Consider the following 12,662-nt stretch of genomic DNA (forward strand, 5'->3'; position numbering starts at 1 on the left):
GTCCGCAGCGCCATGACGCTATCGGGGATCGGCGTTGTACTGGGCCTGCGACCAGCGCCAGCCGAGGGTCCGACTGGCGACCGAGCGCGCGAGCGGTCGGGGGGTTCGATTACGCTCGGAGGCATGGCCGACGCACCGTACAAGCTGATCCTCCTCCGCCACGGCGAGAGCGAATGGAACGCGAAGAACCTGTTCACCGGATGGGTGGACGTCAACCTCAACGAGAAGGGCGAGAAGGAGGCAGTACGCGGCGGTGAGCTGCTCAAGGACGCCGGCCTGCTGCCCGACGTGGTCCACACCTCGCTCCAGAAGCGCGCGATCCGCACCGCGCAGCTGGCGCTGGAGTCCGCGGACCGCCTCTGGATCCCGGTCCACCGCAGCTGGCGCCTGAACGAGCGTCACTACGGCGCCCTCCAGGGCAAGGACAAGGCGCAGACGCTCGCCGAGTTCGGCGAGGAGCAGTTCATGCTCTGGCGCCGCTCGTACGACACCCCGCCGCCGCCGCTCGACCGCGACGCCGAGTACTCGCAGTTCGACGACCCGCGCTACGCGACGCTCCCGCCCGAGCTGCGCCCGCAGACGGAGTGCCTGAAGGACGTCGTCGTCCGCATGCTGCCGTACTGGTTCGACGGCATCGTCCCCGACCTGCTGACCGGCCGCACGGTCCTGGTCGCGGCCCACGGCAACAGCCTCCGCGCCCTGGTCAAGCACCTCGACGGCATCTCCGACGCCGACATCGCGGGCCTGAACATCCCCACCGGCATCCCCCTCTCCTATGAGCTGGACGCCGACTTCAAGCCCCTCAAGCCGGGCGGCACCTACCTCGACCCGGACGCGGCAGCGGCAGCGATCGAGGCGGTCAAGAACCAGGGCAAGAAGAAGTAACCAGAACTGAAGAAGCCCCCTGCCCGCGGTTCTCCGCGGGTGGGGGGCTTACTCGTGGGCCTGGGCGGTGCTGCCCTCGGCTGCCGACCGTCTCGGGTTGCGTCTCGCTCGGCGCCGTTCGGACGGCGCCCGTCACCCGACCACTCGCGCCGCGATCATCCGCGCGCACTCGATCGACTCGGTGTGTGAGGTGTCGACCTCCAAGTCGTAGGTCACGCCCCGGTGGACCGTATTCGCCTGGGAGGCGGCCATGCCGATGGGGCGGTCGCCTCGGGCGAGTTCGCGGCCTGTGGCGATCGCGGGGGCGCAGTGCACGCCGACCCAGAGCACGGACAGGTCGTGCAGGGCGTCGTGCCATCGCTGTTGTGAGGCCGGGCCGCCGAGGAAGACCTCGTCGACGATGACCCGGGCGCCCGCGCGCGCCATCGCGGCGATCCCCTCGATCCACGCGGCCTCCAGCGTCCGGAACTCCGGCCCGACGATCACCTCGCCGTCCGGAGCGAACTCGATCCCCGTGTCCGATGCCCGCATGGCCGCCGGCATCGCGTCGACCAGGGTGTCGGTCCCGAGCGCCAGCCAGGGGTCCGGCAGGACCGCCTGAAGACACCGGGCGATCCCGGACTTGCCCGAACTGGAACCACCGTTGAGAACGATCACCGCAGTCGTCACCGCGCCACCGTAGACACCGAACGGCCCCCCTCTCCACGGGTTTTCCCGGGAGAGAGGGGCCGGTGCTCGGGGCCGGGCGCCGTTCTCCGGCGCTAGTTGGAGAAGTACAGGTACTTCCACGAGCCGTACGTCGTCGAGTTGACGTTGTCGCCCGAGGAGTTGTTGATGTACGAGGAGCGCATGCGCACCTTGATGCCGGAGGTGCCGGGGGCCTCCAGGCGCACGCCGGACTTGCCGTTCGAGGCGAGCTTGAAGTACTGCGGGCTGCCGTCGGTGGTGTACCACGAACCGGCGTAGTAGACCTGCATGTCCATGCGCTGCTTGCGGCCCGGGTAGTACGTCATCGTCGTGGTGAGCAACGGGTCGGTGTTCTTGTGGAACCAGTAGTACGAGTGCGAGCCGATCTTGGCCGTCTTGTACTGCTTCGTCACCGCGGTGGAGTTCTTCACCTTGGCGTAGCCCGTGACCTTGACGGTCTTCGACTTGTAGCGGGAGTCGCCCTTGAAGATCGCGGTGACCTCGGTGTCGCGGGTCATGTCGATCTTCGCGGAGATGTTGCCGCCGGAGCTGACCGTCCCGGTCCTGACCAGCTTGTTGGGCTTGTCACCGCCGTAGGGGTTGGCCCAGATCTCGACCGTGCGGTTCTTGTACGTCGTCCCGAGGTGAGCCGTGAACGTCACGTCGGTGCCGTACGAGTACACCTTGCCGTTGTTGTTCAGGCTCAGCGAGGCCGAGGCGCGCGAGACGTCGACCTTGTCGCTCGCGGTGACCGCGGAGTGCCCGGCGTCGCCCGCGTACGACACCTTGTAGGTGACCGTGCCGCCGGCGGGCGGGGTGTCGGAGAAGGAGTACGTGCCGTCCGACTTCACGGTGACGGTGGGCAGCGCCTTGCCGTTCGGGGAGTCCAGGTCGGTGCGGGTGACCTGGAGCTTCGCGCCGGTCGGCAGCGCGACCCTCGCGGTGAGCTTGCCCGTGACGGTGAGCTTCTTGGCGCGGGTCGCGCTCGACGGGGCGTTGACCGTCAGGGTCGGGTTGTTCAGCGCCGTGCCGGTGAGCACCTTCAGGCTGTAGCCGCCGTCCGCGCTGACGAGCGCGAAGACCCGGGAGTCGTCCGGCGCCCAGGCGAGGTCGGCGGTCTGGGCCGTGCCCTGGTCGTACGTGCGCAGCGGCAGAGTGGCGTTGGGCTCGTACGTGAGGATCTTGGAGCCGTTGACCTGGGCGAGGAAGCCGTTCGGGGCGACGTCCGCGAACTGGCCGTTGGGGTACGAGCCGGCCGCCTTGAACGCGCCGTCCGCGTAGGCGTCGCGGTCCTTGCCGTTGACCAGCACCTGCTTGCCGCCGGGCACCAGGTCGATGTCGCCGATGCCGTTGTTCAGCGAGTAGTCGCCGTTGTGCCAGGCGACCAGGGCGGGCTTGCCGCTGGAGACGTCGAGCACGGCCATCGAGGCCGTGGACAGCCCGGTCTCGCCGACGGCGAGGATGCCGGGCTGGGTCGGATCGGTGTCCAGCAGGGCCTGGCCCCAGATACCGACGGACGTGCCCTCGGTCGGGAACTGCTCCAGGGCCACCGGGTCGGTGCCGCTCGCGGGGTCGACCGTCGGGTCGACGGAGCCGATGTTGCCGTCCCACTGGTCGCCGTAGGAGAACCACACCTTGCCGCCGCTGAACGCGACATGGCGCGGGCCGGTGTTGGTGGAGACGGTGTAGCGGGCCTTGAGGCCGAGCGTGCTCGCGTCGATGGCCCAGATCTCGTGGATCTCGGGCGCGGCCGCGTACACGGTCGCCCCGTCGTCCGAGACCGCGAGGTCGCTGACGCCCGTGACGCCCTTGATCGAGCCGAGGACCGTACCGGAGTAGTCGGTGGCCACGACGGTGCCGTTGGTGCTGTCGCCGACGAACACCCGCTTCACGGCGCTGTCCACGGCCAGACCGCCGGGCGTGCCGACCCGGGCGGCCGGAGCCGCCGAGGCCGTGCCCGCGGTACCGAGACTCAGCGCGGCCGAACCGAAGAGGACCGCGACAGCCGTCGCGATCGAGATGCTGCGCGTACGCACAGTGCTGTTACCCCCACGTGGAACCCGGTACGCGACCGGGGAGACGAGTGCGCCGCGCAGCACCCGGACATGACCACCACGGAACTGCGGTGATGTGCGGGGCGCGGCTGCTGGGAGCAGCGTATGGCATGTCTGTGACAGTTGAGGAGGGGATTTTCGGGAAGTGGGGAGATCACGTGTACGCGCTTGCTTTCCGCGCGTGGCGTGGGGCGGACGCACCCGTGACGCGAACCGGACCTCGGGCCCGACCGGTGGTGTGACCGGCCGGGCCCGAGGTGCTGATCCTGCCCGGAGGCAATGATCTTGTTCAGGGGCGGGTCGTCGCGCCCAGGGCCGAGCCGAAGCCCGCCTTGAGTGTCGGGTGGTCCAGGTACTCCGGGTTGACCAGGATGGAGTTCGTGCCGGTCGGGCCGGTGGGGGAGCCGGGGATGACGCTGACCGCGCCGGTGCCGAGGTACTTGCCCGGGACGCCCACGGTCAGGTCGGCCCTGCCGTCCGCGTCGTAGTCGCCCGCCGCCACCGCCCTGCCGAACAGGTCGTTGCCCTCGCTCGCGCCCGCCACCCCCGGCGTGTCCAGCGTGATCGTCTGCTGGTGCGCCGCGTCCAGGCCCGAGCCGGTGCCCTTCACGACCGTCACCGCGCCCGCGTTGTTGAAGCCGTCCGGGTCGGGCGCGCCGACCTCGGAGGTGACCAGGTCGGCGTGGCCGTCGCCGTCGAAGTCCGCGAGGCCGGTCACGCTGCCGGGCCGCGCCGACCCTCCGTAGGCCACGCCCGCCCCGAGGCCCGCCGCGGTGCCCGGGTACAGCCGGAGCAGGTAGTCGTCCGGGCCGTCCTCGAAGCTCGTGTCGATGACGATGTCGTCCTTGCCGTCGCCGGTGACGTCGCCCGCGACGATGCTGTACCCCTCGAACGGCAGCCCGGTCTTGCCCAGCGTCTTCGTGGTGAGCCCCGACGCCGAGCCGGCGAGGACGCCGAGCGTGCCCTCGTCCGCCGGGTCGTCGAAGGAGGCGACGGTGGCGAGGTCGGTGAACCCGTCGCCGTTCACGTCCGCCGCCGCGATCTGGCCGGTCGCGACGCCGCCGCCGGGCGGGGTGTAGGCCTTCATGGCGGGCTTCGCCGTGTCGCGCAGCTTGGCCGCACCCTTCACGACCTGCACCTTGGTCCCCGCCACGACCGCGATGTCGTCCCGGCCGTCGTGGTCGAAGTCGCCGACCGCGATCCGGTCGCCGAAGCCCTGACGGGCCGTCGGGGTCGGTGCGTTGAAGGCGATGGCCTTGTTGCCCAGTCCGCCCTTGGCGCCGAACACGACGGTGACCGAACCGGCTCCCTTCACCGTGCCGATCGCCTCGCCGCCCGCGCCGATGACCAGGTCCGCGTACCCGTCGCCGTCCACGTCGCCCACGGCTACGGCGGACCCGAACCGGTCGCCCGCCTCGGGCGTCCCGGGGATGCCCGACGTCTGCTGGGTTATGCCCTTGTGCCGGGTGGTGCGTACGCCCTGCGCGGTGCCGTACATCACCGAGACGTAGCCGGCCTTCGCGTACCCCGCGATCGTGCCGCCGGGGGAGCCGACGGCGAGGTCGCCGAAACCGTCGCCGTCGAGGTCACCGGCGCGGGCGGCGGCCGATCCACTGTTGGGTGCCGCGTGCGCGGGCACCATGCCCAAGGCCCCGCCCGTCACCGCCAGCGCCGTCGCACACGCCGCGAGGATCCGTCGCCGTCCCATGCCGTTCACCACTCCCGTGTCGTCCCGCTTCGTCCTGTGCCGTCTGCCTACGAGCCCGCCGGTCCGTGTACGGTCCGTGCGCTGTACGCCGTACGGGCGTCACCACTCCAGACCCTCGGGACACATGAACGGTTGCCCATGTACGGGTAGAGAACGTGTGAACCCGCCCGGTCCATGGGTCGGCGACCGTCCGGCCCGAGCGGTGTTCAGCCGTCTCACCTGGGCGGATAGCATCCCCGCTCATGAAGCGTTCGATGATCGCGCTGCTCGGCGCGGCGGCGATGACGGTGGCCCTGGGTGGGTACGCCGTCGGGGCGACCCTGCACGACTCCGGTTCCGAGCGGTCCGCGCGCTGCGAGCAGGCCGCACGGGACTTCACGGCACGGGCCGGTCAGGTCCGAAAGCAACTGGACCTGGAGCACCGCGTCGGCGGCGATCCGCGGCAGCACACCTTCTTGACCGCCCGGACAAAGGTCCTCACCGGGATGGTCGTGCAGAACCCCGCCTGCTTCGACGCCGGGACGCGTGCGACGGCCTCCTTCCTGCGGCAGCACCCCGCCGAGGACGAAAAGGAAGCGGCCACCTGTGATTTCGTCGGTGTCGCCGTCAAGGACTGCTACGTCTCGGAGGACTGACGTCGGACCCGGGACCGGCGGCCCGTGCGACTCAACTCGCCGCGCTCAGACGGCCTCTCGACCGGCAGTCCCGGCAGTGGCCCGGGGCCGGTGCGCGGAAGGCGCGTTCGCAGCCGTCGCAGGTCTGGAAGGGGTGAACCGACCTGCGGGGCCGAAAGGCGGAGGGTGACCGGCGCCCGGTTCGCTCAGTGGTGGTGGTCACCGGCCTTCAACTCGCCTATGAACAGCGCCCATACGCCGGTATCGAAGGCGAGCGCGGGTCCGTGCGGCGCCTTGCTGTCACGCACGGGGACGATGCCGGGGACTCCGTCCTGCACCTCCACGCAATTGCCGCCCTCCTGATTGCTGTAACTGCTCCTGCGCCACGCGGCGCCGTTCTGATCGGGACGGGACCTTCGCTCCACGGTGGTTGCCCTCCATCACGGATCGGATCATGTCCAGTGACATGAGCGGGGGCAGCGCCGCCGCCCGCAGCCGATCGTAGGTCAGGGCGAATCTCCTGACCTCGGCCGAATCCTCGATGAGTTGGCCGTAGTGCGCGCCTTCGGTGTAAGCGACGTCCGAGCCGTCCGGGAGCGCCAGGATCGTCAACGAGCCGCCCATGGCGTCATGTTCGCCCTGCTCGAAGGGGAGTACCTGAACGGTGATGTGCGGCTGCGCCGCAGCGGTGAGCAACCGCTCCAACTGCTCGCGCATCACGGCAGGACCGCCGATGGGACGCCGCAGTACCGCCTCGTCCAGGACGACCCACAGCTCGGGCCGATCGGCAGAGTCGAGCCGCTCCTGACGCCCCAAGCGCGCCGCGAGCCTCTCCTCCAACTGAGCCTCGCTGCTGAGCGTCAGGCCAACGCTCAGCACGGCCCGCGCGTATGCCCCCGTCTGGAGAAGACCCGGCACCACGTGCGCCGCGTACTCCCCGATCGACATGGCCTGCTCCGAGTAGGCCATGAACTTCCTGGACCAGTCCGGAAACGCCTCCCGATACACGTAGGGCCACAGCTCGACGAGCAACTGGTCCGCGCCGAGCGCCTCGTCGAGGGCCCGCGCCAGCTCCAGCGTGGGCTTCGCGCCGGAGGCCCGCTCGATCTGGGTGATCCGGGTGCTCACCACGTGGGTCCTGCGGCCCAGTTCCGCCTGGGTCAGCCCCGCTTCCGTACGCAGGCGGCGCACCCGTGAGCCGAAGAGCGCCGCCATCGACGTACTGGGGTCGATTCCGTTGGCCAAGGCGTCACTTCCGTTCCTTACGAACCGAAAGGTAAGGCTCCGTCACCTACCGAGCGTAGGGGTGGCCGTCGATTCTTGAGTACGGAACGTGACGACTCGGGGACGACGGCAAGGACGGACACACCGTGCTGACAGGAACGACCACCTCGGACGACGAACCTCCGACGGAAGCGGACACGGCGGATACCGGGGCACCGACCGCACCGACCGCACCGACCGCACCGACCGCTTCGTTCGCCTCCTCGCCGCGAGGCGCTCGGTTCGCCCGGCGTCTCGCCGTGCGGTGGATGGAGGACTGGGGGTATCCGCCGGAGTCGGACGCCTCCTGCGCGGTCGCCCTCGTCGTCGGGGAACTCACCGCGAACGCCGTACGGCACGGCCATGTCCCGGGGCACGGCTGCCGCATCCGGCTCGGTCTCGACGAGGAGGCCGGACTCGTCCGGATCGAGGTCTGCGACGCGGCCGCCGCGAAACGGCCGCCCGCCGCCCCGCCCCCGACCTGTCCCGACGGGGAGTCCGGGCGGGGTCTGCTCCTGGTGGACGTCCTGGCCGTGCGCTGGGGCTGGACTCCTCGACAGCCCGTGGGCAAGACCGTCTGGGCCGAGGTACCGACGGAGCCGGCGACCTGACCGGGATCAGTACCCCTGCCCCTGCCCGTACCCCTACCCCTCCCCCTGCCCGTACCCGTACCGGCTCCGGGCGAGCAGGCGCGGTGCGCGGCACAGTGGAGGCATGGACGCAGACAGCGCGCGCAGCGGGGACGACAGCAGCGGGACCGGCGGCGGGGACGATCTGGGGGCGCGTGCGCGGGGCGTGGCGACACGGCTGCCCGCTCAGGATCTGGAGCGGGCCCGCCGCTTCTACTCCGAGGTGCTCGGGCTCGACCCCGTGGACGAGCGGCCCGGCGGGCTGCTGTACCGGTGCGGGGACGGCGAGTTCGTGCTGTTCGCGTCGACCGGCGCCTCGCCGGGGACCTTCACGCAGATGGCGCTGGGCGTCGACGACATCGAGGCGGTCGTCGCGGAGCTGAAGCGGCGCGGGGTGGTGTTCGAGGAGGTCGACCTGCCGGCGTTGCGGACGCGGGCCGGGATCGCCGAGGTCGAGGGGAACTACCCGAGCAAGGGGGCCCGCGGCGAACGCGGAGCCTGGTTCCACGACAGCGAGGGCAACCTCATCGGCGTCGGGGAGCCCGTCGTCTGAGCCGAGCGACCTCAGGCGAGCGCCCTCAGGAGCCGCCGCACCGGCGTACGCGCAGGTCGCCGCCCTCTCCCGTACAACCAACCGGGCTCCCCAGGTGTCTCTCCCCTACCCGGACCACGATCCGGCCGAGTTCCTGGAGAACCATGCGCATACGTACCGCCGCGGCCGCCACCGCCGGCACCCTCGCCCTGCTGTCGTTCCTGGCGCCCGCGGCACACGCGGACACCAAGAAGGGCGACACCGTCTTCAGTTCGCTGTCCTTCAGCAGGACGACCGTCAACGTCGGCGTGAGCAAGGCGCAGGCGGTGACCGTCACGGCCACCGCCAGGGACGGGTCCGGGATCGACAACATCTGGGGCGGCAAGCTCGTCAGCCCCGACGACCGGATCGTCCACCCCGGCTCCGTCAGCTGCACCCGGCCGTCCTCGACGACCATGAAGTGCGTGTTCAAGTACACCCTCGACGCGAACCGCACCGACTACTACGACCTCAAGAACAGCTCCGCCGGAACCTGGCACTTCACCGCCGAGGCCGCCGCGAAGGACGGGAACTTCTACGACCTGGAGACCGGCGCTCCGATCAAGGTCAAGCGCTTCGCCGAGCTGGCGAACACCCAGGCCTCGCCCGAGCCCGTCGCCAAGGGCCACACCCTCACGGTCACCGGGAAGCTGACCCGGGCCAACTGGGACACCAACGTGTACGCGGGGTACACCGGCCAGTCCGTCGCGCTCCAGTTCAAGAAGTCGGGCGCGTCGTCGTACAGCACGGTCAAGACCGTCAAGAGCGACAGCAGCGGCAAGCTCAAGGCCACGGTCACCGCGCAGTCCGCGGGCACCTGGCGCTGGACGTTCGCCGGCACCGGCACGACGAGCGGTGCGACCGCCTACGGCGACGGCGTCGCCCTGAAGTAGGGAGTCGACGCGTCCTCGGTCGCGCTCGCCGGACGTACGCGAAGGGCCCCGTCACGACGACGGGGCCCTTCGCTTCGTACGGACACGATCAGCCGCACTGGCACGGATTGCCCGACTGGCAGCCGCAGCCGCAGCCGGAGCCGCACCCGCAGGCGCCGAACAGCGGGAGACTCCTGACCTCGGCGGGCTGCTGGGTGTCGCGGTCCTGCGTGGGATCGGGCGTGCTGGGGGATTCGGCCATGGGACCCTCCTTCAGGCACGGAGGCGTGCGAGGCGGACCGCGCCGCACAGCTCCTGTTCGCCCATCTCATGCCCACTCGGCCCGGCGCATCAACAGCGCACTGGGGCTTCTCGCGCGCCCCGGGCGCGAATCCCACGCCCCGCCCGGGGGCTCAGACCCCCTCGACCCCCGCGGCCGGCTGGATGTCGGGCTGGATGTCCGGCTGCAGCTCGTCCGCGTGCTCGCCGGTGACCAGGTAGACGACGCGCTTGGCGACGGACACCGCGTGGTCGGCGAAGCGCTCGTAGTAGCGGCCGAGCAGCGTGACGTCGACAGCCGTCTCGATGCCGTGCTTCCACTTGTCGTCCAGCAGGTGCTGGAACAGCGTGCGGTGCAGGAGGTCCATCTCGTCGTCGTCCTGCTCCAGCTGCATCGCCAGGTCGACGTCCTTGGTGATGATGACCTCGGCGGCCTTCGCCATCAGGCGCTGGGCGAGCTGGCCCATCTCCAGGATCGTGGCGTGCAGGTCGTGCGGGATCGCCTTGTCCGGGAAGCGCAGCCGGGCCAGCTTGGCCACGTGCTGGGCCAGGTCGCCGGAACGCTCCAGGTCGGCCGACATCCGCAGCGAGGTCACGACGATGCGCAGGTCCGTGGCGACCGGCTGCTGGCGGGCCAGCAGGGCTATCGCGCGGGCCTCCAGCTCGTGCTGGAGGTCGTCGACCTTCTGGTCGGCCGCGATGACGGTCTCGGCCAGCTTCAGGTCGGAGTCGAGGATGGCAGTCGTGGCGCGCCCGATCGCCGACCCGACGAGCCGGGCCATCTCGACCAGGCCGTCGCCGATCGAGTCAAGTTCCTCGTGATACGCGTCACGCATGTGGTTGTCCCTCTCTTACGTCAGCTTCCGGGGGGTCCGGGGTCCGGGACCGGCCAGTTCCGGCCACCTGGAGGACGGCGGACGGGACCCGTGAACCCCACGCTCCCACGATCCGGCTCGTACGCGTCCGTTTCCGGCACCCCAAATGAACCAACACTGGCTCCTGGGTGAACTCTGGGCGACGAGTGTTCGAGGTCGCACTCGGATGGCTGTGGCCAGGAGCGACGGCATGCCTAACCTGGGTGCATGGACGTGAACGCGGCGGTCGCCGCAGCGGCAGCGATCGCCGGAGTACTTACCGGTGTCATCGCCATGCTGGCGTTCCGCTGGAGCGAGCGCGACCAGAAACGCCCGACCCGCACTTCTCTGCACACGGATCCGGTGCTTCCGCCGGGTGTCGACACCGTGCTCTCCGTGCTCAGGTCATCGGCAGTGGTACTCGACGAAGCGGACGCCGTGGTCAAGGCCAGTTCGGCGGCGTACGCCCTCGGACTGGTGCGGGGCGGCAAACTCGCCGTCGAACCGATGCTCCAGATGGCGCGTGACACCCGCCGCGACGGGGAGATACGCCAGGTGGAGCTGGATCTGCCCAGGAGGGGGACAGGGCGGGGAGAGGCCCTCGCCGTCTCCGCGCGGGTGGCCCCCCTCGGATCGCGCCTGGTGCTCCTCCTCGTGGAGGACCTGACGGAGGCCCGGCGCATCGAAGCCGTACGCCGTGACTTCGTCGCGAACGTGAGCCACGAGCTGAAGACGCCGGTCGGCGCCCTCTCCCTGCTCTCCGAGGCCGTCATGGACGCCTCGGACGACCCGGAGGCCGTGGAGCGCTTCGCCGGACGCATGCAGATAGAGGCCACCCGCCTCACCAACCTCGTCCAGGAGCTCATCGACCTGTCGAGGGTGCAGAACGACGACCCCCTGGAGGACGCCGAGCCCGTCCGTGTCGACGAACTCGTCGCCGAGGCGATCGACCGCTGCCGCCACCAGGCCGGCACCAAGCAGATCACCATGGCGGCCGGCGGCACCGCCGACCTCAGCCTGTGGGGGAACCGGGGCCAGCTGGCCGCCGCCCTCGGCAACCTCGTCGAGAACGCCGTCAACTACTCGCCCGCCCGCACCCGCGTCGGCATAGCCGTCCGCCGGGTGACGGCGCCCGGCGGGGAACACATCGAGATCGCCGTGACCGACCAGGGCATCGGCATCTCGGAGAAGGACAAGGAGCGCGTCTTCGAGCGCTTCTACCGAGTCGACCCGGCCCGCTCCCGTGCCACCGGTGGTACGGGGCTCGGGCTGGCCATCGTCAAGCACGTGGCCGCCTCGCACGGCGGGGAGGTCACGGTGTGGAGCTCCGAGGGTCAGGGCTCCACGTTCACCCTGCGGCTGCCGGAGGCGGGTGCGGCCCGCGACCGCGTGACCGATCACCACATGCCCGGCCTCGACGAAGAGGACGAGACCGAGCAGCCCGACGGGACGACCACCGTCACATCCCCGTACGAACCGCTTCCTGCCCCGGAGGTCCTTCCGTGACCCGTGTGCTCGTCGTCGAGGACGAGGAGTCCTTCTCCGACGCCCTGTCGTACATGCTCCGCAAGGAGGGCTTCGAGGTCGCCATCGCGACCACCGGGCCCGACGGACTCGACGAGTTCGAGCGCAACGGCGCCGACCTCGTCCTCCTCGACCTGATGCTGCCGGGGCTGCCCGGCACCGAGGTCTGCCGCCAGCTGCGCGGCCGCTCCAACGTCCCGGTGATCATGGTGACCGCCAAGGACAGCGAGATCGACAAGGTCGTGGGCCTCGAAATAGGAGCCGACGACTACGTCACCAAGCCCTTCTCCTCCCGGGAGCTGGTCGCCCGCATCCGGGCCGTCCTGCGCCGCCGCGGGGAGCCCGAGGAGGTCACCCCGGCCGCCCTGGAGGCCGGTCCCGTCCGCATGGACGTCGACCGTCACGTGGTCACCGTCTCCGGCTCCAAGGTCGACCTGCCGCTGAAGGAGTTCGACCTCCTGGAGATGCTGCTGCGCAACGCGGGCCGTGTGCTGACCCGTATGCAGCTCATCGACCGGGTCTGGGGCGCCGACTACGTCGGTGACACCAAGACCCTCGACGTCCACGTCAAGCGGCTGCGCGCGAAGATCGAGCCGGACCCGGGCGCGCCCCGCTACCTGGTGACGGTGCGCGGTCTCGGCTACAAGTTCGAGCCGTAGACCGGCCCCACGCTCCCCTGAGCACGACGAAGGGCGGGACCCCCGGGAGGGGTCCCGCCCTTC

General features: G+C 70.4%; 14 protein-coding genes. 7 read left to right on the forward strand and 7 right to left on the reverse strand.

Annotated elements, in window-relative coordinates:
* Nucleotides 1–123: 123 nt before the first annotated feature.
* On the forward strand, nucleotides 124–885 hold the full coding sequence (locus AB0C62_RS10360; RefSeq protein WP_081218054.1) for a phosphoglyceromutase: 762 nt from the start codon (nucleotides 124–126) through the stop codon (nucleotides 883–885).
* Between the two features lie 132 nt (nucleotides 886–1,017).
* On the opposite strand, the gene cpt is transcribed toward AB0C62_RS10360, so the two are convergent.
* From cpt to AB0C62_RS10375, 3 genes are all read right to left on the reverse strand, one after another.
* Entirely contained in the window at nucleotides 1,018–1,554 is a 537-nt protein-coding gene (gene cpt, locus AB0C62_RS10365) for a chloramphenicol phosphotransferase CPT (RefSeq protein WP_362971531.1), read from the reverse strand.
* A gap of 92 nt (nucleotides 1,555–1,646) precedes the next feature.
* A complete protein-coding gene (locus AB0C62_RS10370) occupies nucleotides 1,647–3,608 on the reverse strand; it encodes an Ig-like domain repeat protein (protein ID WP_362971533.1) in 1,962 nt (653 codons plus the stop codon).
* Nucleotides 3,609–3,915: 307 nt separating this feature from the next.
* Entirely contained in the window at nucleotides 3,916–5,334 is a 1,419-nt protein-coding gene (locus AB0C62_RS10375) for an FG-GAP-like repeat-containing protein (protein ID WP_362971535.1), read from the reverse strand.
* 242 nt (nucleotides 5,335–5,576) lie between these two features.
* Between AB0C62_RS10375 and AB0C62_RS10380 the strand changes: the two genes are divergently transcribed.
* A complete protein-coding gene (locus AB0C62_RS10380) occupies nucleotides 5,577–5,969 on the forward strand; it encodes a hypothetical protein (protein WP_362971537.1) in 393 nt (130 codons plus the stop codon).
* Nucleotides 5,970–6,154: 185 nt separating this feature from the next.
* Here the strand turns inward: AB0C62_RS10380 and AB0C62_RS10385 are convergent, their stop codons facing one another.
* Complete coding sequence (locus AB0C62_RS10385; protein ID WP_323178192.1) at nucleotides 6,155–6,292, reverse strand: DUF397 domain-containing protein; 138 nt, start codon at nucleotides 6,290–6,292, stop codon at nucleotides 6,155–6,157.
* Nucleotides 6,249–7,163 carry a helix-turn-helix transcriptional regulator gene (locus AB0C62_RS10390; protein WP_362971539.1) on the reverse strand — a complete coding sequence of 305 codons (915 nt, stop codon included), beginning with the start codon at nucleotides 7,161–7,163 and terminating at the stop codon, nucleotides 6,249–6,251. The genes AB0C62_RS10385 and AB0C62_RS10390 overlap by 44 nt, the downstream gene beginning before the upstream one ends.
* A 155-nt stretch (nucleotides 7,164–7,318) precedes the next feature.
* On the opposite strand from AB0C62_RS10390, the gene AB0C62_RS10395 reads away from it, so the two are divergent.
* The 3 genes from AB0C62_RS10395 (at nucleotide 7,319) to AB0C62_RS10405 (ending at nucleotide 9,304) form a co-directional block, all read left to right on the forward strand.
* Entirely contained in the window at nucleotides 7,319–7,822 is a 504-nt protein-coding gene (locus AB0C62_RS10395) for an ATP-binding protein (RefSeq protein ID WP_362971541.1), read from the forward strand.
* Nucleotides 7,823–7,925: 103 nt separating this feature from the next.
* Complete coding sequence (locus AB0C62_RS10400) at nucleotides 7,926–8,393, forward strand: VOC family protein (protein WP_362971543.1); 468 nt, start codon at nucleotides 7,926–7,928, stop codon at nucleotides 8,391–8,393.
* Between the two features lie 143 nt (nucleotides 8,394–8,536).
* Nucleotides 8,537–9,304 (forward strand): calcium-binding protein, encoded by a 768-nt coding sequence (locus tag AB0C62_RS10405; RefSeq protein WP_362971545.1) that lies wholly within the window; start codon nucleotides 8,537–8,539, stop codon nucleotides 9,302–9,304.
* Between the two features lie 88 nt (nucleotides 9,305–9,392).
* On the opposite strand, the gene AB0C62_RS10410 is transcribed toward AB0C62_RS10405, so the two are convergent.
* Complete coding sequence (locus tag AB0C62_RS10410) at nucleotides 9,393–9,545, reverse strand: hypothetical protein (protein ID WP_362971547.1); 153 nt, start codon at nucleotides 9,543–9,545, stop codon at nucleotides 9,393–9,395.
* A gap of 151 nt (nucleotides 9,546–9,696) precedes the next feature.
* On the reverse strand, nucleotides 9,697–10,398 hold the full coding sequence (gene phoU / locus AB0C62_RS10415) for a phosphate signaling complex protein PhoU (RefSeq protein ID WP_081218029.1): 702 nt from the start codon (nucleotides 10,396–10,398) through the stop codon (nucleotides 9,697–9,699).
* 246 nt (nucleotides 10,399–10,644) lie between these two features.
* Between phoU and AB0C62_RS10420 the strand changes: the two genes are divergently transcribed.
* Together AB0C62_RS10420 and AB0C62_RS10425 are read left to right on the forward strand one after the other, a co-directional pair.
* A complete protein-coding gene (locus tag AB0C62_RS10420; protein WP_081218027.1) occupies nucleotides 10,645–11,922 on the forward strand; it encodes an ATP-binding protein in 1,278 nt (425 codons plus the stop codon).
* Nucleotides 11,919–12,599: a response regulator transcription factor gene (locus tag AB0C62_RS10425; protein WP_009340348.1), complete on the forward strand. Its 681-nt coding sequence runs from the start codon at nucleotides 11,919–11,921 to the stop codon at nucleotides 12,597–12,599. Before AB0C62_RS10420 ends, AB0C62_RS10425 begins: the two co-directional genes overlap by 4 nt.
* The last annotated feature ends 63 nt before the right edge of the window (nucleotides 12,600–12,662 follow it).

The sequence above is a fragment of the Streptomyces sp. NPDC048643 genome, assembly GCF_040650615.1.
Lineage (GTDB): Bacteria > Actinomycetota > Actinomycetes > Streptomycetales > Streptomycetaceae > Streptomyces.